Annotated in this window: 26 protein-coding genes; 8 read left to right on the top strand and 18 right to left on the bottom strand. The window is 62.6% G+C overall.

Annotation, left to right across the window (positions count from 1 at the left end; genetic code table 11):
* Nucleotides 1–32: 32 nt before the first annotated feature.
* The 3 genes from Y708_RS0121720 (at nucleotide 33) to Y708_RS0121710 (ending at nucleotide 2,534) form a co-directional block, all read left to right on the top strand.
* Complete coding sequence (locus Y708_RS0121720) at nucleotides 33–860, top strand: siderophore-interacting protein (RefSeq protein ID WP_028281533.1); 828 nt, start codon at nucleotides 33–35, stop codon at nucleotides 858–860.
* Nucleotides 861–934: 74 nt separating this feature from the next.
* Nucleotides 935–2,200 (top strand): MFS transporter, encoded by a 1,266-nt coding sequence (locus Y708_RS0121715; protein WP_028281532.1) that lies wholly within the window; start codon nucleotides 935–937, stop codon nucleotides 2,198–2,200.
* Nucleotides 2,175–2,534 (top strand): ArsR/SmtB family transcription factor, encoded by a 360-nt coding sequence (locus Y708_RS0121710; RefSeq protein ID WP_028281531.1) that lies wholly within the window; start codon nucleotides 2,175–2,177, stop codon nucleotides 2,532–2,534. The genes Y708_RS0121715 and Y708_RS0121710 overlap by 26 nt, the downstream gene beginning before the upstream one ends.
* Before the next feature lie 3 nt (nucleotides 2,535–2,537).
* On the opposite strand, the gene Y708_RS27185 is transcribed toward Y708_RS0121710, so the two are convergent.
* Nucleotides 2,538–4,664 (bottom strand): heavy metal translocating P-type ATPase, encoded by a 2,127-nt coding sequence (locus tag Y708_RS27185; RefSeq protein ID WP_035777221.1) that lies wholly within the window; start codon nucleotides 4,662–4,664, stop codon nucleotides 2,538–2,540.
* Nucleotides 4,665–4,747: 83 nt separating this feature from the next.
* Here Y708_RS27185 and Y708_RS29490 point away from each other — a divergent pair, with 83 nt between their 5' ends.
* The 3 genes from Y708_RS29490 to Y708_RS31345 all read left to right on the top strand — a co-directional run bounded on the left by Y708_RS29490 (nucleotide 4,748) and on the right by Y708_RS31345 (nucleotide 5,855).
* Nucleotides 4,748–5,293 carry a hypothetical protein gene (locus Y708_RS29490; protein WP_051479286.1) on the top strand — a complete coding sequence of 182 codons (546 nt, stop codon included), beginning with the start codon at nucleotides 4,748–4,750 and terminating at the stop codon, nucleotides 5,291–5,293.
* 89 nt (nucleotides 5,294–5,382) lie between these two features.
* A complete protein-coding gene (locus tag Y708_RS31350; RefSeq protein ID WP_051479285.1) occupies nucleotides 5,383–5,634 on the top strand; it encodes a DUF305 domain-containing protein in 252 nt (83 codons plus the stop codon).
* The gene (locus tag Y708_RS31345; RefSeq protein ID WP_253905925.1) at nucleotides 5,595–5,855 is read left to right on the top strand and encodes a DUF305 domain-containing protein; all 261 of its coding nucleotides are present in this window, start codon (nucleotides 5,595–5,597) and stop codon (nucleotides 5,853–5,855) included. Before Y708_RS31350 ends, Y708_RS31345 begins: the two co-directional genes overlap by 40 nt.
* Nucleotides 5,856–5,953: 98 nt before the next feature.
* On the opposite strand, the gene Y708_RS0121695 is transcribed toward Y708_RS31345, so the two are convergent.
* From Y708_RS0121695 to Y708_RS0121645, 11 genes are all read right to left on the bottom strand, one after another.
* Nucleotides 5,954–7,150 carry a cation:proton antiporter gene (locus Y708_RS0121695; protein ID WP_028281530.1) on the bottom strand — a complete coding sequence of 399 codons (1,197 nt, stop codon included), beginning with the start codon at nucleotides 7,148–7,150 and terminating at the stop codon, nucleotides 5,954–5,956.
* A gap of 7 nt (nucleotides 7,151–7,157) precedes the next feature.
* Complete coding sequence (locus tag Y708_RS0121690; RefSeq protein WP_028281529.1) at nucleotides 7,158–7,640, bottom strand: cation:proton antiporter regulatory subunit; 483 nt, start codon at nucleotides 7,638–7,640, stop codon at nucleotides 7,158–7,160.
* A 24-nt stretch (nucleotides 7,641–7,664) separates the two neighbouring features.
* Nucleotides 7,665–8,630, bottom strand: coding sequence for a cation diffusion facilitator family transporter (locus Y708_RS27175; RefSeq protein WP_051479283.1), 966 nt, complete (start codon nucleotides 8,628–8,630; stop codon nucleotides 7,665–7,667).
* A 131-nt stretch (nucleotides 8,631–8,761) separates the two neighbouring features.
* Complete coding sequence (locus Y708_RS0121680) at nucleotides 8,762–9,835, bottom strand: NAD(P)/FAD-dependent oxidoreductase (RefSeq protein ID WP_028281528.1); 1,074 nt, start codon at nucleotides 9,833–9,835, stop codon at nucleotides 8,762–8,764.
* A gap of 131 nt (nucleotides 9,836–9,966) precedes the next feature.
* Entirely contained in the window at nucleotides 9,967–11,160 is a 1,194-nt protein-coding gene (locus tag Y708_RS0121675; RefSeq protein WP_028281527.1) for a glycine C-acetyltransferase, read from the bottom strand.
* A gap of 10 nt (nucleotides 11,161–11,170) precedes the next feature.
* Nucleotides 11,171–12,223: an L-threonine 3-dehydrogenase gene (tdh, locus tag Y708_RS0121670; protein WP_028281526.1), complete on the bottom strand. Its 1,053-nt coding sequence runs from the start codon at nucleotides 12,221–12,223 to the stop codon at nucleotides 11,171–11,173.
* Between the two features lie 118 nt (nucleotides 12,224–12,341).
* On the bottom strand, nucleotides 12,342–13,544 hold the full coding sequence (locus tag Y708_RS0121665; protein WP_028281525.1) for a Gfo/Idh/MocA family protein: 1,203 nt from the start codon (nucleotides 13,542–13,544) through the stop codon (nucleotides 12,342–12,344).
* 38 nt (nucleotides 13,545–13,582) lie between these two features.
* The gene (locus Y708_RS0121660; RefSeq protein ID WP_028281524.1) at nucleotides 13,583–14,437 is read right to left on the bottom strand and encodes a carbohydrate ABC transporter permease; all 855 of its coding nucleotides are present in this window, start codon (nucleotides 14,435–14,437) and stop codon (nucleotides 13,583–13,585) included.
* Nucleotides 14,430–15,389 (bottom strand): carbohydrate ABC transporter permease, encoded by a 960-nt coding sequence (locus Y708_RS0121655; protein ID WP_028281523.1) that lies wholly within the window; start codon nucleotides 15,387–15,389, stop codon nucleotides 14,430–14,432. The genes Y708_RS0121660 and Y708_RS0121655 overlap by 8 nt, the downstream gene beginning before the upstream one ends.
* Before the next feature lie 4 nt (nucleotides 15,390–15,393).
* Nucleotides 15,394–16,665, bottom strand: a complete 1,272-nt coding sequence (locus Y708_RS0121650; protein ID WP_028281522.1) for an ABC transporter substrate-binding protein — start codon at nucleotides 16,663–16,665, stop codon at nucleotides 15,394–15,396.
* 49 nt (nucleotides 16,666–16,714) lie between these two features.
* A complete protein-coding gene (locus Y708_RS0121645) occupies nucleotides 16,715–17,743 on the bottom strand; it encodes a LacI family DNA-binding transcriptional regulator (RefSeq protein WP_028281521.1) in 1,029 nt (342 codons plus the stop codon).
* A gap of 180 nt (nucleotides 17,744–17,923) precedes the next feature.
* On the opposite strand from Y708_RS0121645, the gene Y708_RS0121640 reads away from it, so the two are divergent.
* Entirely contained in the window at nucleotides 17,924–18,748 is an 825-nt protein-coding gene (locus Y708_RS0121640) for an acyltransferase domain-containing protein (protein ID WP_035777251.1), read from the top strand.
* Between the two features lie 15 nt (nucleotides 18,749–18,763).
* Here Y708_RS0121640 and Y708_RS27820 read toward each other — a convergent pair whose 3' ends face one another.
* The 5 genes from Y708_RS27820 to gatC all read right to left on the bottom strand — a co-directional run bounded on the left by Y708_RS27820 (nucleotide 18,764) and on the right by gatC (nucleotide 23,816).
* On the bottom strand, nucleotides 18,764–19,504 hold the full coding sequence (locus Y708_RS27820; RefSeq protein ID WP_028281519.1) for a SpoIIE family protein phosphatase: 741 nt from the start codon (nucleotides 19,502–19,504) through the stop codon (nucleotides 18,764–18,766).
* Nucleotides 19,501–20,397 carry an aminoglycoside phosphotransferase family protein gene (locus Y708_RS0121630; protein ID WP_028281518.1) on the bottom strand — a complete coding sequence of 299 codons (897 nt, stop codon included), beginning with the start codon at nucleotides 20,395–20,397 and terminating at the stop codon, nucleotides 19,501–19,503. Before Y708_RS0121630 ends, Y708_RS27820 begins: the two co-directional genes overlap by 4 nt.
* A gap of 104 nt (nucleotides 20,398–20,501) precedes the next feature.
* On the bottom strand, nucleotides 20,502–22,016 hold the full coding sequence (gene gatB / locus Y708_RS0121625; protein WP_028281517.1) for an Asp-tRNA(Asn)/Glu-tRNA(Gln) amidotransferase subunit GatB: 1,515 nt from the start codon (nucleotides 22,014–22,016) through the stop codon (nucleotides 20,502–20,504).
* Nucleotides 22,017–23,516 carry an Asp-tRNA(Asn)/Glu-tRNA(Gln) amidotransferase subunit GatA gene (gatA, locus tag Y708_RS0121620; protein ID WP_028281516.1) on the bottom strand — a complete coding sequence of 500 codons (1,500 nt, stop codon included), beginning with the start codon at nucleotides 23,514–23,516 and terminating at the stop codon, nucleotides 22,017–22,019.
* A 3-nt stretch (nucleotides 23,517–23,519) separates the two neighbouring features.
* Complete coding sequence (gatC, locus tag Y708_RS0121615; RefSeq protein ID WP_028281515.1) at nucleotides 23,520–23,816, bottom strand: Asp-tRNA(Asn)/Glu-tRNA(Gln) amidotransferase subunit GatC; 297 nt, start codon at nucleotides 23,814–23,816, stop codon at nucleotides 23,520–23,522.
* Between the two features lie 169 nt (nucleotides 23,817–23,985).
* On the opposite strand from gatC, the gene Y708_RS27165 reads away from it, so the two are divergent.
* Nucleotides 23,986–25,431, top strand: a complete 1,446-nt coding sequence (locus Y708_RS27165; RefSeq protein ID WP_081747118.1) for an HNH endonuclease signature motif containing protein — start codon at nucleotides 23,986–23,988, stop codon at nucleotides 25,429–25,431.
* A 138-nt stretch (nucleotides 25,432–25,569) separates the two neighbouring features.
* On the opposite strand, the gene Y708_RS27160 is transcribed toward Y708_RS27165, so the two are convergent.
* Nucleotides 25,570–26,351: N-acetylglucosamine kinase (locus Y708_RS27160; RefSeq protein WP_162150514.1), on the bottom strand; the 782-nt coding region annotated here is incomplete at its 5' end.

Here is a 26,351-nt window from a genome sequence, read left to right as displayed (position 1 = left end):
TTCACCGACCGGGCCGGCAAGGAGAATCCCACTTGAGCGTTGCAACACCACGTCCACCAAAACCCCAGACCGTACTCACAGTTGATCGAACTGAGTGGCTCAGCCCCACCATGGTGCGCATCGTTGCCTCGGCACCATCACTGGGGCCCTTCGAAGCCAGCACGTTCACGGACAAGTACGTCAAGATCCTCTTCGCCAAACCGGAGCTGGGCCTGGTACCGCCCTACGATCTTGCAGCCCTGAAGCAGCAGCTCCAACCCGCGGACCTTCTCGTCACCCGCACCTACACCGTGCGATCGGTGGATCCCGAAACAGGGCAGTTGTCCATCGACTTTGTTGTTCACGGCGACGAAGGGATTGCGGGACCGTGGGCCGCGGCCGCCAAAGCCGGGGACACCCTTGCGGTCACCGGCCCCGGAGGTGCCTATGCGCCAGATGAATCGGCGGGCTGGCACCTGTTCGCGGGTGACGAATCCGCTCTTCCGGCTATTGCGTCAGCGCTCGAACGCCTGCCGGGTAACGCCCGGGGCGCGGTGTACCTCGAAGTGGAGGCGGAAACGGACCGGCAGTCGCTGCGGACGCCAGCCGGCGTCGTCGTCCATTGGTTGTTTCGCGCCGGCCAGCCCGCGAGTGCCGGCACTCTGGCCGATGCCATCCACAAGGCCCCGTGGCCTGAGGGCAGGGTGCAGGTCTTTGCCCACGGTGAACGGGAATCGATGAAGCTACTGCGGGATATCTTCTTCACGCAGCGCGGGCTTGACCGAAGCCAGGTATCGCTGTCTGGATACTGGGCGCGGGGCCGGACCGAGGACCGCTTCCAGGCGGAAAAACGGGAGCCGATCGGTCAGATCCTCAACTAACTCTATTTTATGTGTGCACACGTATGCACATAAAGTGATAACGTCGGAGTCTACTTTCGAAGAGGAGTCCGGCGTTGCTCACAGTCCTCAGGGAGCCCACCTACCGCAGGCTGTTTTCGGCCCAGATTGTCGCGCTGCTTGGCACCGGCCTGCTGACCGTTGCCCTTGGCCTGCTGGCCTTCGACCTTGCGGGTGGCCAGGCAGGAGCTGTGCTAGGGACCGCTCTGGCCATCAAGATGCTGGCCTACGTCCTGGTGGCTCCGGTCATGGCAGCCCTGGTGGAAAGATTCGCACCAAAGGGCGTGTTGATCTGTGCCGATCTGGTGCGTGCCGGGGTGGCGCTGTCACTTCCCTTCATCGATCAGACCTGGCAGATCTATGCTGCAGTCTTTGTGCTCCAATCGGCCTCCGCAACCTTCACACCCGCCTTCCAATCACTCATCCCGCGGGTGCTCACGCGGGAGAGGGACTACACCAGTGCAATCAGCCTGTCCCGGCTTGCCTATGATCTTGAATCGCTGATCAGTCCCCTCCTCGCAGCCATGCTGCTGACCGTGATGGCCTATAACAATTTGTTCCTCGGCACTGTGGCGGGGTTCGTGTTCTCGGCAATCCTGGTTGCCGTCACCAGACTTCCGGGCACTTCGCCCGGGGTTTCGCCGGGATCCCTGCTGCATCGAACCACCCTCGGCACAAGGATTTTCCTCCGCGAACCGCCGCTCCGGGCCCTGGCCGCGCTGAACCTGGTGGTGGCCTGTGCAACGGCCCTGGTCCTGGTCAATACGGTGGTCTATGCGCGGGACATTTTTGCATTGTCCAATGCCGACGTCGCCATCGCGTTGGCCTGTTACGGCTCAGGCTCCATGGTGGTGGCGCTGTCCACGCCATGGGTGCTTGAGCGTGTGAAGGAAAAAACTGTCATGCTCGCCGGCGGTCTTCTTCTGCCGCCCTCCCTTGGCGCGGCCGCCCTCATTGTGTGGGCCGAACAGTCATGGCCTCTGCTCCTTCTCACGTGGGTGGTGCTGGGGATGGGAACGTCCATGATCAGTACGCCCTCAGCGCGGCTGCTGCGCCGCCATTCCAACGACGTCGACCGTTCGTTTGTCTACACGGCGCAGTTTTCTCTCTCGCACGCCTGCTTCCTGATCTCCTATCCGCTGGCTGGCTGGTTGGGCGCGGCTGCGGGACAGCCGGCCGCCGCCGGCGCGTTGGGTCTGGTGGCTACACTTGGCACTGTGGCGGCCATCAGGCTCTGGAAGGTTCGCTCCACGAATGACGCGGTATCTCCACAAGACCTCAAGGAAAGTGTGCCCAGTGAACAACGCCGAACCGGTTCCTGAGTCCAGCCTCCACCACCCGGAGCCGCCGGACGGTGCCCGACTGGACACGGCATCATCGGTTTTCCGCATGCTTGCCGACCAAACCCGCCTGCACATCCTCTGGCAGTTGACGCAGGGACCGTCCGACGTCGGTACCTTGGTGGAGCGCACCGGAGCCACCAGAACTTCCGTCAGCCAACATCTTGCCAAGCTGCGGTTCAGCGGTCTGGTCACCACCCGCAAGGAGAACCGGCATGTGGTGTACAGCATCGTGGACGGCCACCTGGCCCGGCTGGTGGTTGAAGGACTCAACCACGCTGACCACCGGGTCACTGGTGAACCGTCCCACGATTAGCCGCTAGACCGTCACCGGCTGGCGCTGCTCCGCAGACAGCACCGCACGGGTGCTCGATTCAGGCCGCAGATCCAGCCGCCGCAGCAGTTGGGCATTGAGCGCCACCACAATCGTGGAGACGGACATCAGCACCGCCCCCACCGCCATGGGCAGAACAAATCCAACCGGGGCCAGCACACCTGCCGCCAGTGGCACCGAGATCAGGTTGTACCCTGCCGCCCACCAGAGGTTCTGCTTCATTTTGCGGTAGCTGGAGCGGGAGAGTTCGATGACGGAGAGCACCGACCGTGGATCGTCGCTGGCCAGGATCACACCCGCGGAGGCAATCGCAACGTCGGTGCCGGCTCCGATGGCAATGCCGACGTCGGCCTGTGCCAAGGCAGGAGCGTCATTGACGCCGTCGCCCACCATGGCCACCTTCCGGCCTTCCTGCTGCAGTGAGGTGACCTTTTCTGCCTTGTTCTCCGGCTTCACCCCGGCAAACACCCGGTCAATCCCGAGTTGAGCGCCAACGGACTGCGCAACGGCCTCGGCATCACCGGTGATCATGACCACCTCAACCCCCAGCGCGTGCAGCGCGTTCACCGCCTGCCGCGATTCCTGACGCACCTCATCTGCCAGGCCCAAGGCTCCAATCACCTCACCGTCGCTGAGGACGTGAAGGATGATGTCGCCGTCGTTCTTCCAGCTTTCGGTCTGGCTGAGAGGTTGCGCCCGGTGACCGTCAAGCATGGACGGGCCACCGACGCTTACCGTGTGTCCGTCCACCGTGCCGGCGACGCCAACAGCTGTGGACGCCTGAAACTCCGATGCCCGTGAAATCCGGACTCCACGCGATGCGGCGGTGGACACAATGGCACGCGCCAAGGGGTGTTCGCTGTCGGCTTCCACTGCAGCGGCGAGCGCAAGTAGCTCATTCTCCGTATGGCCCGCCGTGGCCAGGACCTTCGAAACCACGGGCTCGCCCTTGGTGAGCGTTCCGGTTTTATCGAAGAGCACAGTGTCCACCGTGCGCATGCTCTCCAGGGCCAGCCGGTCCTTGACCAGCACTCCACCTTTGGCTGCCCGTTCCGTCGCGATTGAGACCACCAGCGGAATGGCCAGCCCGAGTGCGTGCGGGCAGGCGATGACCAGCACGGTAACGGTTCTGATAACGGCGTCGTCAGGATTGCCGAGGAGCGTCCAGGCCAGCGCCGTGATCACGGCGGCGCCAAGGGCAAACCAGAACAGCCAGCCGGCTGCGGTGTCAGCGATGCGCTGTGCGCGGGAGGACGATCCCTGCGCCTGGGCCACCAAACGCTGGATTCCAGCGAGCGCGGTGTCGTCCCCCACGGCAGTAATTTCCACCCGGAGCGCATTGTCGGTGGCCACCGTTCCGGCAACCACCTGGGCGCCCGGCCCACGGCTGACGGGCCGCGATTCACCGGTGATCATGGACTCGTCCACATCGCCGGTGCCAACAGTAACGCGGCCATCGGCCGGAATCCGCCCTCCGGGACGCACAACGACGACGTCCCCCACCTCAAGCTCGGACGGAGCCACAATGACGACGTCGTCCCCCTGCACCCGCTCCGCCTGATCCGGAAGAAGTGCTGCCAGCGATTCGAGAGCCGACGACGTCTGCGCGAGCGACCGCATTTCTATCCAGTGCCCCAGCAGCATAATCACGATCAGCAGCGCGAGCTCCCACCAGAAATCAAGATCATGGTCCAGCAAACCGAGGTTGGCACCCCAGGACGCGAGGAAGGCGACAGTGATGGCCAGCGCAATGAGGAGCATCATTCCGGGCTTGCGTGCCTGAAGCTCACTGACCGCTCCGGTGAGAAACGGCCTGCCGCCCCACAGATACATCACGGTGCCAAGGATCGGGGAAACCCATTGGATCAACGGAGTCTCCGGAAGCGTGTAGCCAATAATCGTGGAAAACATCATGCTGAAACCCACTACCGGTACGGCAAGCACAAGCATGATCCAAAACAGCCGGCGGAACCCGGAGACGTGGTCGGAATGATCGTGGCCGGAGTGATCGTGGCCGGAGTCCGAATGATCCTGGGCGCTGCCGCTGTGGCCGCTGTGGCCGCTGTGAGAGCCAGGAAATGCACTGGTCTGAGGGCTGGGTTGCTTGGTCATACCATGGAAGTTATACCCCATAGGGGTATATGTCAAGCATTTGTTTTTACCCTAGGGGGGTATGGTCTGATAGCGTGAATGAGATGCTCGAAAAACCGGGAGAGGAGGCCGCTGTGGGCAGACGCAGAGCACTGCGCAGGCTGCTGCAGCTGCCCCGCGCCGCAGTGCTGTTTGCGGGCATTACCTCAGTCATTGTGGGCATCCTTGGGATGCACATCTGGATGGGTGGCCATGGCGGTTCGAGCCCCCATCTCGCCGCTGCGTCCGCGCAGGCCCCGGTTGGCGCAGGGCAGGCCACGGACCATCCGGCGTGGTCGGCTTCCGCCGCGAATCCAGAGTCCGACGACGCTGCCGCCCACCACGTGCCGGCCGACTCCCCCTCCGCGAACCACGGGTACGGCCACGCTGTCGCCTCTGGTGCCGCGGTCGCGGACGGAGACGGTATAACAAACGCTGCGCACTGTGCCGGGTTGTGCGGAGCCGACATGGAAACGATGGCCGGTATGTGCCTCATTGTCCTTCTGGCGGTCTCACTGCTTGCCTGGCTTATGCTGGCGGGCGGTCGCCGTCGTGTGGGTCCGCCAATACAGACCCGCGTGCACAGGACGGCCCAGGCGACCATCCCGTAGCACTGGCAGGCTGCGGGGCCACCTCAAGCGACGCCCCGACCACAGGCCAATCCCAAAGCAGCACACAGTCAACCCACAATGACGCCGATGTGTCCTTTGCGCAGGGCATGATCCCGCATCACCAGCAGGCCGTGGAGATGAGCGATATCCTCCTGGACAAGGATGGAATTGATCCACAGGTCACTGAGCTGGCAACGCGGATCAGGAGCGCCCAGGCCCCCGAAATTGAGACCATGACCGCGTGGCTGGAATCCTGGGGCGAGCCGTTGGAGGCGGCGGGCATGGCGCAGAGGGCCACGACATGGAAGGCGCAGAGGAACCAGCCGATGCCCAGGGCATGATGGCGGAGGAGAAGGTGGCCGAGCTGGATGCAGCCGACGGTGCCGGCGCATCCCGGCTCTTCCTCTCCGGAATGATTGAGCACCATGAGGGTGCCGTTGACATGGCCCGACAGCAGATCGATGGAGGCGCCGATCCCCAGGCAATCGAACTCGCGGAAAACATTGTGGCAACCCAGCAGGCGGAAATCGACGAGATGAACGCCCTCCTGAGCGATCTCTAACCCCGGCGCATCATCGACGCTTCCGCAGAAAAGGTTGGGATCCGGAACCACAAATTCCAACAATCTCTGCGGGAGCGTCAGGCGGGTGGAATCGGATTTCAGCCGGTGTGCGCCACCACTGTTGGTGATCCGGGCTTCCGCTGCAGGTAACGCATCACCGGCTCGGCGACGCGGGCTGCAACCGGGCCAATGATTGCCATGATGAGCACATAAGCTGTGGCGAGCGCAGCCAGCTCACCTTCGACTGCCCCCGAAGCTACTGCCAGCCCGGCGATCACAATCGAGAACTCCCCACGCGCGATCAACGCGGCTCCGGCGCGGGCGCGGCCCAGCTTTCCAACTCCCTGCCGCCGCGCCGCCCACCAGCCCGTGGCGACCTTGGTCACCGAGGTGATGACGGCCAGCAGCAGTGCATAGCCGAGGACCGGCGGGATGGTGGACGGGTCGGTGTTGAGGCCAAACACCACAAAGAAAATGGCGGCGAACAGATCGCGCAGCGGTTCCAGCAGACGCGATGCGTTGGTGGCGGTCGCCCCGGAGATCGCGATGCCCAGGAGGAATGCGCCCACCGCCGCCGATACCTGCATGGCGGCCGCAACACCCGCCACCAGAAGTGCCGCACCAAGGACGGTGAGCAGGAAGACCTCACGGTCCTTGCTGTCCACCACCGCTGAGACTGCGTTACCAAAGCGCAGGGCAATCACCAGCACAATGGTCACCACCACCAGCGCTATGCCAACCGCCTGCAGGCCACCGGCAAAACTGACCCCCGCCAGGACTGTGGTCACAATGGGAAGGTAGACCGCCATCGCCAGATCCTCGAACACCAGCAGGGACAGAATCACGGGGGTTTCCCGGTTGCCGAGACGGCCGAGATCGGTCAGGACCTTGGCAATGATGCCCGACGACGAGATGTAGGTAACCCCGCCCATCACCAGCGCCCCAACGGGACCCCAGCCAAGCATCAGAGCCACCAGTGCACCAGGGGTGAAGTTCAGAACAATATCGAGCACTCCGGCAATCCAGGATTGCTTCAGGCCGGTCACCAGTTCCCCTGCGGTGTACTCCAGGCCCAGTAAGAGAAGCAGCAGTATCACACCGATCTCGCTGGCGATCTCACTGAAATCCTCAAGCCCGTCCAGCTCAATAAACCCGCCGTGCCCAAAAAAAAGTCCGCCCAGTAGATAGAGCGGTATGGGCGAAAGACCAATACGGCCGGCCAAACGACCCAGGATTCCAAGCGCAAAAAAGACCGCGCCCAGTTCGATCAGGACCAGTGCGCTGCTGTTCTCCACCGGCCCCTCAGCCGCCGCGGAGAATCTTGGCTGCGGCGTCCAAACCTTCGGAGGTTCCGACTGCCACCAGCAGGTCTCCCGCGGTCAGATTGAAGTCCGGAGTTGGTGAGGCCTGGACCTGGCCAGCCCGCAGCACAGCGACCAGCGAGACACTGGTGCGTGTACGCATTCTGGTGTCCCCAAGTTTGCGGCCATCGAAGGGTGACCCGGCATCGACGAGAAACTGCCGGGTGTTCACCCCCGGGAGATCCCGATGGTCCTCCGTCAGTTGCGCCACCAATTGGTGGGCCCCCAGCAGATTGCCCAGCGTGGTCGCCTCATCGGACGTCAAAGGAATGGATGCAAGGCAGGCGTCCGGATCGTCGGATCTGGAAATGATGAGTTCGGTTTCACCATCGCGCTGTGTCACCGTACCGATCCTTCGTCCGGAGTTGGTGACGATGTCTTTCCGTACCCCGATCCCGGGGAGTGGTGTCTCTTCGACCTTCATGATTCCAGTCTAATCCTGCGGGTATCAGTGAGCGTCGGACGAACTGTGCGCCGTTGGCGAACTGGTCCCCCGCGGGTCGTTGGAATGCAGGTCCGGTTCAAGGTAGATCACGGTTGCAATGGGCACCGCTTCACGGATCCGGTTCTCGGCATTGTTGATCTCTTCGGCAATCTGCTCTCCGGTCTCGCCGTCGGCCACTGAAATCTTGGCAGCCACCAGCAGCTCCTCAGGACCAAGGTGGAGGGTTTTCAGGTGGATGATCCGGGCAGGGTCGCCTTCACTAAGCGCTGCCTCGATCTTGGCGACGTCGTCTTTTGTGGCTGACTCGCCGAGCAGCAGCGATTTGGTTTCCAGTGCCAGGATCACCGCGATTGTGACAAGCAGGACACCGATCATGGCCGTGCCCAGTGCATCCCAGAAGCCGTCACCGGTAATCAGCGTCATGGACACACCGAACAACGCAAAGACGAGTCCCAGCAGCGCGCCGAGGTCTTCGAGCAGAATAACGGGCAACTCCGGAGACTTCGCTGTTTTGACAAACTGGACCCAGCTTTGCTTGCCGCGCACGTGGTTGGACTCAATGATGGCGGTGCGGAAGGAGAAGGTTTCCGCGACGATTGCCCCGACAAGGACCGCGAGTGGCACCCACCAGAAGCCCCCTTCGATGGGATGCGGATCCTGCCACTTCTGGTAGGCCTCGTACAGCGCAAACAGTCCACCGACGCTGAAGAGCACAATCGACACGATGAAGGCGTAGATATACCGCTCGCGGCCATAGCCAAACGGATGCTGTGGGCTTGCCTGACGCGCGGCGCGCTTCCCGCCCACCAGCAGCAGAACCTGGTTCCCAGCGTCGGCGATCGAGTGGATGGCTTCCGCCAGCATTGAGGATGACAGCGTCAGGAAGTAAGCAATGAACTTCAGAACCGCAATGACCGAGTTGGCGATCAACGCCGCGACTACTGCTTTGGTACCGCCACTGGCAGCCATGATTTTCCGTTTCGTCAGGTGGTGAACTCCGGAGGGAGGCAGGAAGTCTCCCTTGGATACGCTACAAGACGGTGACGGATGCTCACAGTTCCGGTCCGTCGTGACACGCGAAAACAACCGTTTGAAGCCGCTTAGGGGGACGGTCTGAGAGCTGCATTCAGGTGGAGGTCTCCGGCGTCGTCCTTTGTGATGAGATCCGCCGCCAACTCCGCAATTGCCGACGACGTCTGGAATCCGTAGCCACCCTGGCCCGCCAACCAGAAAAAGCCTGGCGCCTCCGGGTCAAACCCCACCACGGGAATTCCGTGTGCCGCCTGCGTGCGCAGCCCGGTCCAGGACCGCTGTACACCGGTGATGGACAGATTGGTCACCGTGTTCAGCTTCGCGATCAGTGCTTCAACGTCTTCGGGGCGGGGCTTTGCGTCTTCCGGGACATTGGGTTCAGACTCGGCCGGGGACACGAGGACACCGAGCCCTTCCCTGCGGAAATAGAACGCGTCATCCGCTGCTGCCACCATGGGTGCCTGGGGATCGGGCTGGTTTTCGACATGCACGACGGCGGCGGTCCGCCGATAGGGCCGCAGGCCTTGCGTGCGCACCCCGGAGACGACCGCGAGTTCGTCCGCCCAGGCCCCCGCCGCATTGACGACGACGCCAGCATGGATCGCGTGCGCGCCGGCACCGACATTCCAGCCGGTGGCCAGTTGCTGGACGGAGTGCACCCGTGAGCCGGTGAAAATTCGAGCGCCGGCGGCCTCGGCGGTGCGTCGATGGTAGTCCAGCAACGCATCCGTGTCCGTCCCCACCGAGGTTGTGTCCAGGCCTGCGGCGTCGAAGGACGCCGGCTTGAGCTGCGGACACAATTCCAGCGCCTCTGCGTGGCTGATGCGCTGCATGGAACCGCTGGCCTTCGTCTCAACGTCAGTTTCAGAACCGATCAACATGAAACTGCGTGGCGTCAGAATGGTCTGAGTGAGCTGTTGCTCGAAGGCGCGGATTATTTCGAGCGTTCTCACAGTGAGGGCCCGGACCGGTGCCGGGCCGTAGCTCGGAATGAGCTGCCGGGCGGACCGGGAAGAGGTGTGGTAGCCGAGCGCCTGTTCGGCTTCCATGAGGATGACGCTGCAACGTACGGCCAGTTCAGAGGCAAGCGACAGTCCAGCGATTCCGCCGCCCACAATCAGTACATCTGCGTTGAAAGCCATGGGAAAACTCTAGCCCGAGTTGCCTGCGATCCGGATCTCCACGCGACCGCAAGCGGCCTTGGTCGATCACCGAAGGCGCGGCGCTGATCGCCTCGGTCGACCACTGAAGTGCCGGCTACCTCTCGAATCTGTCAGCTGGCTGAGGCGCGGGCGGCCACAAACGCCTGCACGCAGGCTTCGACGTCCTCATGGCTGTGAGCGGCAGAAAGCTGCACGCGGATGCGGGCAGCCCCCTTGGGAACCACCGGATAGCTGAAGGCCGTGACGTAAACTCCGTGCTCCAGCATGCGGTCGGCAATCTCCGCCGCCATGACAGCGTCACCGAACATCACCGGGATGATGGCATGTTCCCCGTCGAGTAGATCGAACCCTTCCTCAGTCATGCGGCCCCTGAACAGCACCGCATTGTCAACAAGCTGTGCGCGCAGCTGGGCGCTGCCCTGCACCAGGTCAAGCGCTGTGAGCGTTGCAGCCACGATGGACGGGGCCAGCGAATTGGAGAACAGGTACGGGCGGGCGCGCTGGCGGAGAATGGCCACAATCTCGGCGCGGCCGGACACATAGCCGCCGGATGCGCCGCCCAGGGCCTTCCCGAACGTTCCGGTGTAGATGTCCACCCGGTCCGAGACTCCGGCGTGTTCCGGGGTGCCCGCACCGGTGGCACCCATGAAACCCACAGCGTGGGAGTCGTCCACCATCACCATGGCGTCATACTGCTCGGCAAGATCGCAGATCGCCTTCAAAGGGGCAAGGTATCCGTCCATGGAGAACACGCCATCGGTAACCACCAGCCGTCGGCGGGCACCGGAAGCCTCCTTGAGTTTTGCTTCAAGGTCGCTCATATCCCGGTTGGCGTAACGGTACCTTTGGGCTTTGCTGAGCCGGATTCCGTCAATGATGGAGGCGTGGTTCAGCGCGTCGGAAATGACGGCGTCCTCCGCGTTCAGCAGGGACTCAAAGACACCGCCATTGGCATCGAAACAGGAGGAAAACAGGATGGTGTCCTCAGTTCCCAGAAACTGCGAGACCCGGCGTTCAAGGTCAAGGTGCAGATCCTGAGTTCCGCAGATGAACCTGACCGAGGCCATGCCAAATCCGCGCTCATCAAGGGCCCGCTTGGCGGCGTCGATGATGCTGCGATGATCGGCAAGGCCAAGGTAATTGTTGGCACAGAAGTTGAGCACGTCCTTGGCCTCCCCTCCGCCGACCCCGGCACGGATGTGGCTGGACTGTGGCGAGGCAATGGTGCGCTCATGCTTGAAGAGGCCGGCGGAACGGATGTCCTCAAGCTCTGCGGCGAGCTGTTCCCTGGTTGATGTAAACAACGTGAACTCCTTAGTGTCCTGAGAATCCGGTCCAGTCAAGTACCACTTTGCCACTGACTCCGTTGCGGGCAATGTCAAAGCCCTTTTGCCATTCGGCGGCGGGAAGCTGGTCGGTGACCACCGAGGACACCGCTGCGTGAAGATTGGCGTTTGACTGCAGCATGGCACTCATCGCATACCAGGTTTCAAACATCTCCCGGCCGTAGATGCCCTTGAGCGTAAGCATATGGGTGACCACTTTGCCCCAGTCGATCGTGATGTCCTGCGAGGGCAGTCCGAGCATCGCAATTCTGCCACCATGGTTCATGTTGTCGATCATCTCCGGCAGTGCCGAGGGATGGCCGGACATTTCCAAACCGATGTCAAACCCCTCCCGCATCCCCAACTGGCGTTGTGCCTCGTCGATGCGCATCCTGCTCACGTCAATGGCAAGATCCGCCCCGACGGCGCGGGCCAGGTCCAGCCGCGGCTGGGACACATCCGTAATGGCGATATTCCGGGCGCCGGCATGACGCGCGACGGCGATTGCCATGAGGCCGATTGGTCCGGCCCCCGTGATGAGGACGTCCTCCCCCACCAGGGGGAAGCTCAGCGTAGTGTGGACGGCGTTGCCGAAGGGGTCAAAAATTGCACCCAGTTCAGGCGTGATTCCCGCATGGTGCACCCAGACATTGGTTTCCGGAATCACCACATACTCAGCGAATGCGCCGTCTCTCTGCACACCAACGCTGACAGTCCGGATGCACATCTGGCGGCGGCCGGCGCGGCAGTTGCGGCAGATCCCGCAGACAATGTGGCCTTCCCCGGACACCCGGTCCCCCACCCGAACGTCATGGACGCCGTCCCCCAGCCCGACTACTTCGCCGTAGAACTCATGACCCGGGATCAGCGGCGTCTCAATGATCCCCTGTGCCCACGAGTCCCAGGACTCAATGTGAAGGTCGGTGCCGCAGATACCCGTGGTCATGACCCTGACCTTGACTTCGCCGAGACCCGGCACGGGCTCCGGCCGGTCCACCAGTTCGAAGCCGGGATGTGCCCCGGATTTATAGAGCGCCTTCACTCAAAGATCCTTCCGTGCAACGGACAGCAGCGGCGTTGTGCGCCATCTACTGCGAAGATGCTTGTGCTGCGATGACAGCCGTGGTCAGCGTATCAGCGGCACGCTCAGCCCTGAAAGTTCAACTGGAAGCCAGCCGTGAGCTCTCCGCCCGGGCCGGTTGTCCGGCGATGAAGTAGTGGACCAGTGCCGGGTCGAGCGCTGGAACGGCGCGTGCGCCGCCGTCGTTCCTTAATGACTCAGTGGCGAGGATGCCAGCGGCCACGGCCTGCCGTGCGGCCACCGGGCTGGTGGCCGTCTCCCCGCCGCGGACGGCGAAGTTGAGGAACTCGGCAATCATCAGCGGATCGGCCCCGCCGTGTCCGCCGTCGCCGTCCTGGATTTCGACCGTTAGATCCGGCACGGCGTAGCCACCGGTACTGCGGGTATTCCAGACCTTGATGGTCTCCCCCGGCCCATCGCCGAAGTTCTCCAGCCGGCCGGCTGTGCCGATGACGGTGTAGTTCCGCCAGTAGTCGGGTGTGAAGTGACACTGCTGGTAGGAGGCGAGCACACCGTTGTCCAGCTCCATCTGCATCATGGAAATATCCTCGATGTCGATGACCGGATTCAGATCCGTCTGGGCGAGCGGCGGCCAGTTGTCGGCCGAGAAGGTGTCCCACATAGTCCGGTCGGAGTTATCGCGGCGGCTGGTCACCTGGCCATAGACGGCAAGCCTGCCCATCGCCGACACGCGGCTGGTGTAGCCGCCGGCCAGCCAGTGGATCACGTCAATGTCGTGGGCGCCCTTTTGGAGCAGCATGCCGGTGGTGTGTTTCCGTTCGGCGTGCCAGTCTTTGAAGTAGAAGTCGCCGCCGTTGCCCACAAAGTGGCGGCACCAGATGGCCTTGACCTCGCCGATCAAACCACGGGCAATGAGGTCGCGCATCTGCGTGACCACGGGCATGTGGCGCATGTTGTGGCCCACATACACACGGGTACCGTTCTCAAAAGCTGTCTGGAGAATCGAATCGGCTGCCTCCAGCGTCACATCGAGCGGCTTCTCACAGAACGTCGGGATGCCGGCCCTCAAGGTCTGGACGGCGACGGCGGCATGCTGGTTATCCGGCGTGGTAACGAGCACAGCGTCGAGGCCGGCACCCAGCAGTTCGTCCAGGTTTGCTGTCACGAGGGCATCAGGGAGAACGGAACGCGCTGCGGACCGGCCCCGCTCGCTCACGTCACACACGGCGGTAACAACCGAGCCTTGTCCGGGATTGTGGGCATGGCGCCAGAGCCCCGCCCGGATACCGAAACCTACAATTCCTACTTTGAGATCGGTCACGTTGTACTACCAGCTTTCTGCGGATGATGAGTCATGGTTCAGCCTTTCAGTCCGGCATGGGCCAGGCCCTCAATGACCCGGCGCTGCATGACGATAAATAGGATGATGATGGGAAGCATGGCCATCAGTGATGCCGCCATCATGGACGGATATTCCACGCCGTGCTCGCCCTGGAAGGTGGCCAATCCCACCGATACGGGCATCTGGTCCTGGGCTGTGGTGACAATCAGCGGCCAGAGCAGAGCGCCCCAGCAGTCGATGAGCGTAATGATCGCCAGTGCGCCGAGACCTGGTTTGGCGAGCGGGAGCATGACCTGCCAGAAGATCCGGAAGGGTCCCGCACCGTCGATCCGTGCAGCCTCCTCAAGTTCATTCGGAAGGCCACGGAAGAACTGGCGCATCATGAAAGTTCCGAAAGCGCTGACCAGGCCCGGCGCCACCAGGCCCGGCATCGAGTTCAGCCAGCCCAGGTTGTTCACAATCTGGTACTGCGAAATAAGCAGGAGTTCACTGGGAACCATGAGGATGGACAACAGAATGCCGAACAGAATGCCGCTTCCCTTGAACCGCATCCGGGCAAACGCGTAGCCTGCGAGCGCGGAAAATGCCACCTGCGCTGTGGTGCGGATCAGACTGAACTGCACGGTATTGGACATCTGCTCGGCGAACGGGATCGAGGTGAAGACCGCAACATAGTTCTCCAGGCGGAAGGCAGAGGGAATCCACTGCGGAGGAATGGAGAGCACCTCGCTGTTGGTCATCAACGAGGCCATGAGCTGGTAGATGAAGGGGAATACCATCACCAGTCCGCCGACCCCGAGTACCACGTAGGCGCCCGCATTGGAGGCGTACCGCCGTCGTCCGTTGTGTAGTGTCACCGTGGTGCTAGGCATACGTCACCCACTTCTTCTGGAGCCGGAACTGGAGGAAGGTCACCAGCGCGATCAGGACGAGAAGCAACAGGCCGATAGCGGCCGCATATCCCTTGTCGTTGGCGATGAACGCTTTGTCATAGAACAGGTAGACCAGGGTCTGGGAAGCCTGGGTGACCGGGTTTCCCGCACCGAGCATCACAAACAGCAGGTCGAAGACCTTGAAGCTGCCAATCACCGTCATGACGGTGACAAAGAAGATGCTGGGCGTGAGCAGCGGCACGGTAATCGCGCGGAACTGTCTCCAGGGACTTGCACCGTCCAGTTCCGCTGCCTCGTAGATTTCCGTTGGAATCCCTTGCAGCCCTGCGCCCAGGATGATCATGTTCATTCCGAGCGAGGTCCAGATCCCCACCAGTGCGACGGCGATGATCGCCACTCCCGGTGTGGCCAGCCAGTACGGCCCCTGGATCCCGACCGTGGAAAGGAGGTAGTTGATGATACCGAAATCGCCGTTGTACATGATCCGCCACACAATGGATACTGCCGCCGGCATGGTGATCACCGGCAGGAAATAGAGTGTGCGAAAGAGTCCCTTGAACCGCAGGCCCGGTCGGTTGATGAGCCCTGCCAGGTAGATTGCCACCGGGATGGACAGCAGCGACACCCCTGCGTAGACTACGGTGTTCATCAGTGCGCCGAGGACGTCGGCATCCGAGACAAGGCGTCGGTAGTTCTCCAGCCCCGTCCAGGTGTTTCCACCGAAAGCGCCCCACTCAGTGAAGCTGAAGTAGACCGACTGCGCCATGGGCCAGAGGAAGAAGATTCCAATCCCCAGGAATGTGGGGAGGATGAACAGCCAGGGGGCAACGCCGTCGTTCTTTGATCTGCCACGGCGGAGCCCGCCCCCGGGGCCGGACGGAAAGGCCGTCCGGCCCCGGGATGACGTGCGGTTGATCTGGGACAGGGCCATCAGATTATTCCTTGCTCAGTGATTCATTCATCGCCGCCGCAAGTTCAGCGCCTGCTTCCTCAGCGGTCTTGTTACCGGCCCACAGGCCGGAGAGGATCTCTGTCTCCAGTGCATTCCATTCTGCGGTGTTTTTCGAGATGGGGTAGGAGACGGAGTATTCGGCGGCGTCGAGGAATACCTGAAGGTTCCACTGGGGGTTGGACTCGGTCCACGCGTCCTGCGAGCCGTTGAAGGCGGGAATCACAGCACCGGATTCGGCCCAGGCCTGCGCTGCTTCCTCGGATCCCAGGAAAGCCAGGAACCTGGACGCTGCCGCCTTGTTCTCACTGTCGGCGGAGACCACGTTGGCAAGGCCGTGGGTGACGTTCGCGGCCTGCTCGCCCTCGGGAAGAGGCGCGACGTCGATCTGGTCCTTGAACTCGCTGTCCATGAAGGCGGGAACCATGTAGGAGGGCGAGTACATCATTGCCGCTTTACCGGAGGCGAACCATTGGCTTCCCGCTGTATCGGTGAGCTGTTCGATGGTGGGCGAGGATCCGTTGGCCATGGTCTGCGCAATGAAGTCGAGGCCTTCGATGGTTTTCGGATCGTCATAGCCGGAGGTGGTGCTGTCTTCGGAGATGACCCAGCCGCCGGCCTGCGGCACCGTGTTGTACCAGGAGGCCTGGCCATCGGTATCCCACGCGGTTCCGAAGATACCCTCGTCGCCGAGCGTGTCGCTGATGGCCTTGGCCGTGGTGGTGAATTCCTCCCCGGTCCAGTCTTCCGTGGGGTAGTCCATGCCAGCCTGGTCAAAGATTGCCTTGTTGTACCAAAACCCCACGGTGTCGAAATCCTTGGGTACCCCGTAGCGGGATCCTTCGAAGGTGTAGAGGTCATTGAGTGCCTGCGGGTAGTTGGCCGGATCAATGTCCGCAGCGTTGGGCAGCTCGTCCAACGGAGTGAGTTGGCCGTTGGACGCATACAGCTGAAAATTGGGTCCGTTCATCCAGAAAATGTCCGGCGCCGTCCCGGAGGAGGCCTGGGTCTGCAGCTTGGTGAAGTACTGGTTGTACGGAGTCACTTCGACATTGACCGTGATACCGGGGTTTTCCGCGGTGAAGTCTGCGACGAGCTCTTCGACCACGGGTGCCTGTGCCTTGTCCCAGATGGCGTAGGTGAGCTCGGCTGATTCGGCGTCACCCTCCGATCCGCCTCCTGATGCCCCGCCTCCGCAGGCGCTGAGAGTCAGGAGTGCGGCGGTCGACAGGGCGACGATGCCCATTGTCTTCTTCATAGTGTTCCTCTTCTTGTCTTGTCTTGTCTTGTCTTGTCTTGGGTGTTGGTCAGGTTGTGGTGTGCGATGATCCACGAACAAAAAGCTCCCACTCGAGGGTGATGACCCTGTCAGCGGAGCGTTCTTTTTCCGCTGCGCGCGAGCGAAGCAGACATGCTATTTCCCCGTAGGCATCCGCCGGGCCAACGGTGGACAGCGCCGGGTGGGCGAGTTCGCCGTCGGGGGTGTTTCCGGCACCGATGATTGCGATGTCCTCCGGAATCCTGAGGTGCAGCTGGTGGGCGGCGTTGATTGCGCTCAGCGCAGCAAAATCAGTAACGGCGTAGATAGCGCTGGGCGGGGTTGGCCCGGACAGCAGGCGCAGAGCGGCATCATAGGCGGCTGCCGGATGAAGTTCCGCGAATCCAACCCGGCCCTCCGGCACGTCAAGGCCAGCCTCCGCCATGGCGTCGAGGTAGACGGAATAGCGGGAAGGCACCGGATGACTTTTTGCCGAGCTTGTTGCGAGGCACGCGATGTCCGTGTGCGTTTCCAAGAGGTGCTCCATTGCCTTCCGGCACCCCGGTACGGCGGGCGACCTGACGACGTCGAACCCGTCCGGTTCCAGCGTGTCGCTCATCACCACGAGATTCATGCCCGACGACGCCAATGTCTTGAGCTGGGCAGCGTGCGTTGCGTCGGCGGCGTCGATAAAAGCCACATCGGGTGTCTGCTTTTGCAGCACTACCGCCCAGTCACCGTCCGCGAGGATCATGGCAGTGCGTCCATCCTTGGCGACCTCCGCACTGGCCGCAGTGCTGACCGCCTGCGCCCACGGGTCCGAGAGCATCGTGAGGGAAAGCAGCACCAGGTTGGTCTTGCCTGTCCTGATGGAGCGGGCGGCCTGATTCGGAGAGTAGTTGAGCGTCTCGGCTGCCTGGAGGATCCGACGGGTGGTGGTGTCGCTGATACCGCTTTTCCCCTCCCCCGCCGAGGTTCGGCCGGACAGCACGTAGGAGACCGTGGCGGCGGAGACACCTGCGGCGTCGGCCACCATGCGCATGGTGGGACGCCTGGCGGTGATTGCCTGATCGCTCATCGTTCCCGCTTCCTGCTGTTAACCGATTAACAAGTTAACCGAATAACACCACCATAGTGAGACTTCTCACAATATGCAACAAGATGATCGAAAAGAGATTGTTATGATCACGCTACGTCAGCGATTGCTGGCGCGATACGATAACACCAACCTCACGAAAGGCCGCCGATGCCCGCCACCATGACCGCCCCGGAAATCCTGGAACTCCTTGATGTCCGCGACAGCGATGTGGCTCCGGCCATGGGACTCATCGCCGGTGCACCGTCGCGGGACGCAGTCCACGCCTTGGTATCCCTCCGACAGCGCCTGGGCAGCATGGACGAAAAGCCACAGTTGCCGGAGTACTCGGAGACGACGTGGACCGAAGCCCTGTTGCGGTTTGCACCCGAGGTGCTGGACCATCACCGGGAGCTTGGCGTCTCAGAAGCGGTAATCCGGGACTCCTTTGCCGACTGGGGTCGCCACATAGCGCTCCACCGCCGGGTCCACGGCGCCTTCGGCCTGGAAACCTGGCGCTGGCTCGCCATGCACGCGCAGGGAACCATGTTCCAGCTCGGACGCCTTCAATTCATGCTGTACAGGCCGGAAACGCCCCTGCCGATTCAGGCCGGAGGCGACTTTGTGCTGGGAATCCACATTCCCGAGACTGGAAAGCCACTCGATGAATCCGGTGTTGACCACTCACTTGCCTTGGCAAAGACCTTCTTCGGCACGCACTTCCCGCAGTACAACGTCCAGCACGCCACCTGCGTTTCGTGGATGCTGGATCCAGGACTGGCGGCAGACCTTCCGGACGCCTCAAACGTGGCGCGGTTTGCCCAGCGATTCACGCTCTTCGGAGAATCCCAAATGAACCCAGCCGACGCGCTCTACTTCGTTTTTCGCACCCGCGACGTCTCACGGATTGCGGGACTGCCGCGGACGTCGTCGGTGCAGCGGGCAATATTGGACAGATACGATTCCGGCACACCGGTGCTCGGAACCTGCGGCTACCTGGTGCTTTAGTCCACCATCACCGCTTTAGTCCACCATCACGCACAGCACGGAGGCGTCGTCAGCTGACTCACCGATTTCATCCTGGGTACTGCGCAGCGTCAGCATCAATTCCTGTGCACCAACGGGTGTGCGCACTGCTTCGAGAAATTCCTCCGGGCCGCTGACCAGTCCAAGGTCAACCGCGCGCCAGGCGCCGTCCGAGGCCAACGCCACCGTGTGGGCGGGCTCCACGTTGACCACGCGCGCTTGATAGGCGGCCGCAGGTTCCCGCCGTGCAACCCAGACACCGCCCGGCGTATTTCGCTGCAGCCGTGCAGTTCTTAAGTCGTCCACAGTGGCGGACGGTTCGCGGATGGCCTCGCCCACATGGCGCACCCCGCCGGCATTGAGGGCAGCGACCACATGACAGTCGGCGAGGCTGAGAACCTGGAGCCGTGCGTCGCCGTCCGCTGTGACCAATGACACCGCGGCGCTGGGAAAGCGCTGGGACTCAGCACCCACCAGTTGGTCGCCCAGCGCGTCAACCTTGGCCAGGGCGGCCGCGAGCACTTCACGCGGATCCGCCGCCCCAGCGCACTCCGCCAGGGCGAGGTTCAAGATCTGCGCGTACCAGGACGGGTTGGATTCCCCGGGCAGATCGAGTTCGTCGAGGAGGGATGTGGCGCCGTCGATCATCCACACAGCATTGCCGCGGTAGCCGCAGGCGTCTTCCATGACGTGGTTGTCGCCTTCAGTCTGCACGCGCGAAATGTGGGTCCAGTTCATGCGGATTTCCCGTCGTCAGTGAGTACCTCGCGCAGGACACTGTGGCCGAGTGCCTGGAAGGCGGGGTGGTCATCGGAGGTCGCGGCCATCGCCGACCCCATGCACAGCGCCCAGCCCCGGGCACGCTGCCAGGTGGCGGTGTCGGTGTACCGGCTGCTCTGGATTCGATCGATGAAAGAGCGGCGGCCGTTCCTGTCGAAGATCATCCAGGCGGCGGCCAGGTCAGTGGCCGGATCACCGCTCGTCAGGTCTCCGAAGTCAAGGACTCCTGCCAGTGCTCCCTGGCTGTCCAGCACGATGTTTGCGGCATGCAGATCACCATGGACCCACAGCGCCTGACCTTCCCAGACAGGCTGGTCGCGCAGTTCAACCCACAGATCGGAGAACTCCGTGGACAGTCTCGCGCTGCCGATCCTGGCCAGTACGGCATCGCTGCGTGTAGTGAGCGCAACTCCGCGAACCGGGTTTCGTGGAGCGTCCTCGGGTGCCGGCTGCTGGAAGTCGAGGAGGAAGTCGGCCAGCGCCTGGGCCGCGGGTGCCCGGTCCGCCATCGGCAGGTGAGCAGCCAGGTCACCGTCCACCCAACGCGTGATGCTCCAGAACCACGGATACGACGACGACGGTAGTCCCGTTCGCAGCGGAACCGGCGTCACCGTTTTCACACCTCGTGTGAGTTCGCCCAGCCACCGCTGCTCGTTGCGGATAAGCTCCGCTGCCGCCTGCCGGCGTGGCAGACGGACAGCGAGCTCATCTCCCAGCCGGAAAATTGCGTTGTCCCAACCGTTGGCTTCAGGGGTGAGCGGGAGATGCGCCAGATCCGGGTGCTGTTCAACCAGCAGTTCCCGGACCAGGTCCGCGGTAACGTCCACCTCGGCGGAAGGCGTGTTTGCCATGGCTCCTTCACAGTGGGTGAGCAATCCAGACGAAAGTGAGCGGAATAATGCTCACCCTAATCCGGACTGCTCTCGTTCATGTCAAAGTTGCTAACGCAGACCGCTTAGCCTTGGACGCCCAGCCGTTCCAGAATCAGCTCGCGCACCCGGCCGGCGTCGGCCTGGCCGCGCGTCGCCTTCATGACTCCACCCACAATGGCTCCGACGGCCTGCACCTTGCCGCCGCGGATCTTGTCCGCAACATCCGGTTGCGCCGCCAGGGCGCCGTCGATCGCTTCCAGCAGGGCGCCGTCGTCGGACACCACCGCCAGGCCGCGCTTTTCCACCACCTCGGTGGGCGTGCCTTCTCCGGCGAGGACGCCGTCGAGCACGTCACGGGACAGCTTGTCATTGATCTTGCCGGATTCGATCAGGCCCTGAAGTTCGACGATCAGCTCCGGCGTGACTCCAAGCTCGGCCGGCTCGACGTCGGCAACCTTGGCTCGGCGCGAGATTTCGCCCATCCACCACTTTCGGGCAGTGGCAGGCTTGATGCCAGCCGCGATCGTGTCCTCGATCGATGTCATCACGCCGGCGTTGACCACGTCGCGGAACTCGGCGTCCGAGTAGCCCCAGTCTTGTTGTAGACGCTTGCGGCGCTCAGCCGGCGGCTCGGGAAGTTCGGACCGGAGCTTCTCGATCCAGGCCTCGTTGGTGACCACGGGTACGAGGTCGGGCTCCGGGAAGTAGCGGTAGTCGTCGGCGTCGGATTTTGGCCTGCCGGACGTGGTGGACCGGGTGTCCTCATGCCAGTGGCGGGTCTCCTGGATGATCGCTGTCCCGGAGTCCAGCACGGCTGCGTGACGCTGGATTTCGTACCGGACTGCGTGCTCGACGGCGCGCAGCGAGTTCACGTTCTTGGTTTCGGTGCGCGTGCCGAATTTCTCCTGTCCCTTGGGCTTGAGGGAGACGTTGGCGTCACAGCGAACGTTGCCGCGTTCCATCCGGGCATCGGAGACGCCAAGGTTCTTCACGATCTCGCGGATCGCCGCGACGTAGGCCTTGGCCAGTTCCGGAGCCCTTGAGCCAACGCCGACAATGGGCTTGGTGACAATCTCCACCAGCGGCACCCCTGCACGGTTGTAATCGACCAGCGAGAATTCGGCGCCCTGGATACGCCCAGTGGCGCCGCCCATGTGGGTCAGCTTGCCGGCGTCCTCCTCCATGTGTGCGCGCTCGATCTCCACGGTGAATACGGTGCCGTCGGCAAGTTCAATGTCAATGGATCCGTCGTACGCGATGGGATCTTCATACTGCGAGGTCTGGAAGTTTTTGGGCGTATCCGGGTAGAAGTAGTTCTTGCGTGCAAAGTAGCATTTCTCGGCGATTTTACAGCCCAGTGCCAGACCGATTTTGATCGAGGATTCCACAGCTATCCGGTTGATCACCGGCAGCACACCCGGCAGCCCAAGGTCCACCGGTGTCACGTTGGTGTTGGGTGTGTCTCCGAAGGCATTGGGCGCTGAGGAGAACATCTTGGTCCGGGTGTTGAGCTCAACGTGGACTTCAAAACCCAGTACCGGATCGTATTTCTCCATGGCCTCATCGAAGGACAGGATCTCTGCGGTATTTACGCTCATCTACTTCACTCCAACGATTTCGGGCGCCTGCGCCAACAAAGGTCCGCCCCATTGGCCTTCCAGCAAAGATTCCAATGCCGCACCCGCACGGTACAGCCTGGCGTCCTGTCGTGCCGGCGCGAGGAACTGGATACCCACCGGCAGACCGTCGGCCAATCCGCCCGGAATGGAAATACCGGGGATTCCCGCCATGTTGGCCGGGATGGTGGCAACGTCGTTCAGGTACATGGCCAGCGGATCGTCCAGCTTCTCCCCCAGCTTGAACGCCGTCGTCGGCGTGGTGGGCGAGATCAACACGTCCGCCTGGCCGAATGCGGCGTCGAAGTCGCGCTGGATGAGCGTGCGGACCTTCTGTGCGGAACCGTAGTAGGCGTCGTAATAACCGGCGCTGAGCGCGTAGGTTCCGAGGATGATGCGTCGCTTCACCTCATCACCAAAGCCTGCTGCGCGGGTGGCGCCCATGACGCGCTCGATGGTGGGCGCGCCGTCGGGCACTACCCGCAGCCCGAACCGCACGCCGTCGTACTTGGCAAGGTTGGACGATGCCTCGGACGGCATGATCAGGTAATAGGCTCCCAGGGCGTACTTGAAGTTGGGGCAGGAGACCTCGACGATCTCTGCACCGGCAGTGCGCAAGAGGTCCAGCGCTTCGTTGAAACGGTGCTCGACACCGGCCTGATAGCCCTCGCCGTGGAGTTCCTTAATGATGCCGATTTTCATGCCCTCGACATCGCCGTTCCGGGCGGCTTCGACAAGCGCTCCAACGGGATCGGTGAGCGAGGTGGAATCGTGTGGATCGTGACCGCCAATGATTTCGTGCAGCAGCGCAGCGTCCAAAACCGTGCGGGACACGGGACCAATCTGATCCAGGGAAGAGGCCATCGCGATGGCACCGTAGCGCGAGACCCCGCCATAGGTGGGCTTTACCCCCACGGTTCCGGTGACCGCGCCTGGTTGACGGATGGAGCCGCCGGTGTCCGTTCCGAGCGCCAGCGGAGCTTCGAACGCGGCGACGGCGGCAGCAGAGCCACCGCCCGAACCGCCTGGAACACGATCAAGATCCCAGGGGTTGCGGGTGGGCCCGTACGCCGAATGTTCGGTGGACGAACCCATCGCGAATTCGTCGAGGTTGGTCTTGCCAAGAATGGGCATTTTCGCTGCGCGGAGCCTGCTGACGACGGTTGCATCATAGGGGCTATGCCAGCCCTCCAGGATCTTCGAGCCAGCCGTAGTGGGCTGACCCTTGGTGACGATAAGGTCCTTCACGGCAATGGGAACGCCGGCAAGTGGGTGCAGCGCGTCACCTGTGGATCGCGTCTTATCCACGTCAGCCGCCACCAGCAGCGCTTCTGCGGTATTGACGTGGAGGAACGCGTTGATGGCACCGTCCACCTCTTCGATCCTGTCGAGGTGCGCCTGGGTGGCTTCGACGGCGGATACTTCTCCAGCTGCAAGCTTCTCGGCGAGGACTGCGGCGCTGAGTCTGATCAGTTCGGCCATGGTTTATTCCCCGTCCAGGATTGCGGGGACTTTGAAGCGTCCGTCCGCGTTGTCCGGTGCGCCGGAAAGCGCTTCTTCGTTGGTGAGGGTTTCCCCGACAACATCCTCGCGGTACACATTGCTCAACGGGATGGGGTGGCTGGTGGCCGGGACGTCGTCGCCGGCGGCCTCGCTGACGGTCTTGATCGAATCAACGATGACTGCCAGTTCTCCGGCCATCCGGTCCAGCTCCTCGGTGCTCATATCAATGTGGGCCAGCCGCGCCAGATGCGCAACGTCCTCACGGTTGATCTCGGGCATGTTTCTCCTGGATATGTGATGGTGTGGTTTCTGAGTCCAGTCTAAGGGTGGGATAAGCGGGGCTTGGTCCATGCGCGGGTTGGTGGCTGTGGATAACGTTTGGTTGACCCGTCCTCCACATTGGCCGAATTCGTTTTTCTATCGAACAAGTATTCGATAGCGTTGTGGTATGGCAATCACGGTAGACGAGCAGACGGATTCGGGGCTATTGGCATCCGTTCGTACTGACTTGGCTGCATTTGCCGACTGGTTCCGTGCCGGGAGTCTGGTGCAGTCAACGCAATCCCTGGCGGATGACGTTGCCGCAATTGAGAACATTTCACGCACCGTAGAGCAGTTGCAACTGATCGGCGCGCACGCAGTCGAGCAGCAAAACGTTTCGCGGGTCGGTGAGAGGGACCAGAACCTTTCGCTTGCTCGCCCTTCTAAGGCCTACGACGACGGCGCCGCGCGTCAAGGCACGGAATTCCGGGACAATGCGGATTATCTTCGATGCCGGCTCAGGATCAGTCGCAGCGAGGCGCGCCGCCGGATTCGTCTGGGCGCGCTGCTATTGCCATCAGTACAGATCAACGGGCAGCTTTCCACTCCGCCACTGGAGAACCTTTCCGCTGCAGTTTCCCGGTCCGAGATCAGCGGTAGGGCGGCCAGCATGATCTCCGGTGCAGTTGAACGCACCCGCCCCCTGGCCACTCCAGAAGATCTCAAGTCCATGGAGGCGGGCCTGACCCTGCAGGCCACCGAGTCGGACCTGGACATGCTGCGGGTACTCACCCGACGGTGGGAGGATCTGCTCGATCCCGATGGGCTGGAACCCACCGAGGAGGTACTCAAGATGCACCAGGGAGTCTTCCTCCGAGGCAAGCGCGCCGGCCTGCACTACATCGAAATCTCGGCGACCGACGGGCAGTTCGAACAGCTCGTCACCGTCATGAACACGGCGACTAACCCGCGCCTCCATATCGACGCACCGGCTGGATCGCCTGGTTCGCCTGGTTCAGCGACAGCCCCGGACAATCCGACCCGGGAACAGCTGATGCTGGATGGACTCGTGGGTGCCTGCCGGATCGCTCTCAGTGCCAACAATCTTCCCGCCACCGGAGGACACCGGCCCCAGGTGATGGTGACGATCAATCACGAGGATCTCGTGAGCGATCTTGGACGGGCGGGCCACGCTGTGTTCACCGGACCGCTCAGCGCACGCAGCATTCGCCAGCTGGCCTGTGACGCAGATATTATCCCGGTGGTGCTTGGCGGGGCCGGCCAGATTCTCGATATTGGCCGCGCAGCGCGGCTCTTCACCCCGTTCATGCGCAAGGGTCTCGTTGCCCGTGACGGCGGATGCACCTTTCCGGACTGCACCATCCCGGCATCCTGGTGCGAAGCACATCACATCAATCCTTGGGAACACGGGGGCGCCACCAGTTGCGACAACGGCTGTTTGCTCTGCACCCGCCACCATCATCTGATTCATCAGGGTGACTGGCGAATCCAAACAATTAACGGCAGGCCGTGGTTCATCCCGCCCCGCTATATCGACCCGGCACAGGCGCCGCGGCAAAACCACTACCACCGGAACGGACCTGGTCTGCCGGTCACCGGGAGGTCTGCGTGAACGTGTTGCAGCGTGCTCCGGATGAAATGCGGTCGCCATGGGCGCGCAGCTGGTTCACTGGCGGTTGCCGGATGACCCCCTTCAGGAATGACCGTTCCAGCTTCAGGAATGACAGTTTCAGTCAGTGCTGTCGAACAATCAGTGCCGTCGAACAGTCACATACGGTGGGGTGTCTCGAACCTCGCCGCGTGCAGCGCGCAAGGCCAGCTGCAGGGCACCATCGAGCGACGTCCCTTCGGGATCACAGACGGCAACGTCGGGCCGTACTTCGGTCAGGCGGACCAGCAGGTACTTTCGGATCAGGGGTGTCGCGTTGAACAGTCCGCCCACCAGTGCCAACCGGGGAGGCAACGGTGAGGGCAGCGCCGCGGCGGCAGTGTCTGCAAGTGCAGCACCAGCCGCCTCAAAGATGCGCCGCACATCTGGCTCTTCACCGTGGGAGGCCATGACCGGGACAAATGAGGCGAGCAGGCCAGCCCTGTCGGAGCGGGTGTACACGTCCTGGATCAACGCTTCCTTCGAACCGAAAAGACTGATGAGACCCTGCTGCAGCGGAACTGACCCACCCACCCTGCCGTCGATGGACCTGAGGGCGAGCTTGAGTCCGCGTGCACCAATCCAGGCTCCGCCGCCGTCGTCGCCCAGTATGTGTCCCCATCCGTCCACACGATGCCAGTTGTCCCTGAAGTCAGTGCCGAGTGCCACGGCTCCCGTTCCAGCCGCAAGCACCGCACCGGGCTGGAAACCGAGTGCACCGGCGTGCGACGTGACCATGTCCGACGCTGCAACGGTCACCTTCGTGCGCAGCCGTGCCGCAAGCGACTGGTGAAAGGGTGCGACGTCGGGGAGCAGTCCGAGGAGGCTCGCGGCACCGACCGCCACGGCATCGAAGTCTTCCACGCCAGCCTCAGCGGCAGCCG

It is taken from the genome of Arthrobacter sp. H5, assembly GCF_000520595.1.
Classification (GTDB): Bacteria; Actinomycetota; Actinomycetes; order Actinomycetales; family Micrococcaceae; genus Arthrobacter_D.
Note: the sequence above shows the minus strand (reverse complement) of the source record. Positions and strands in the feature narration are given on the sequence as shown.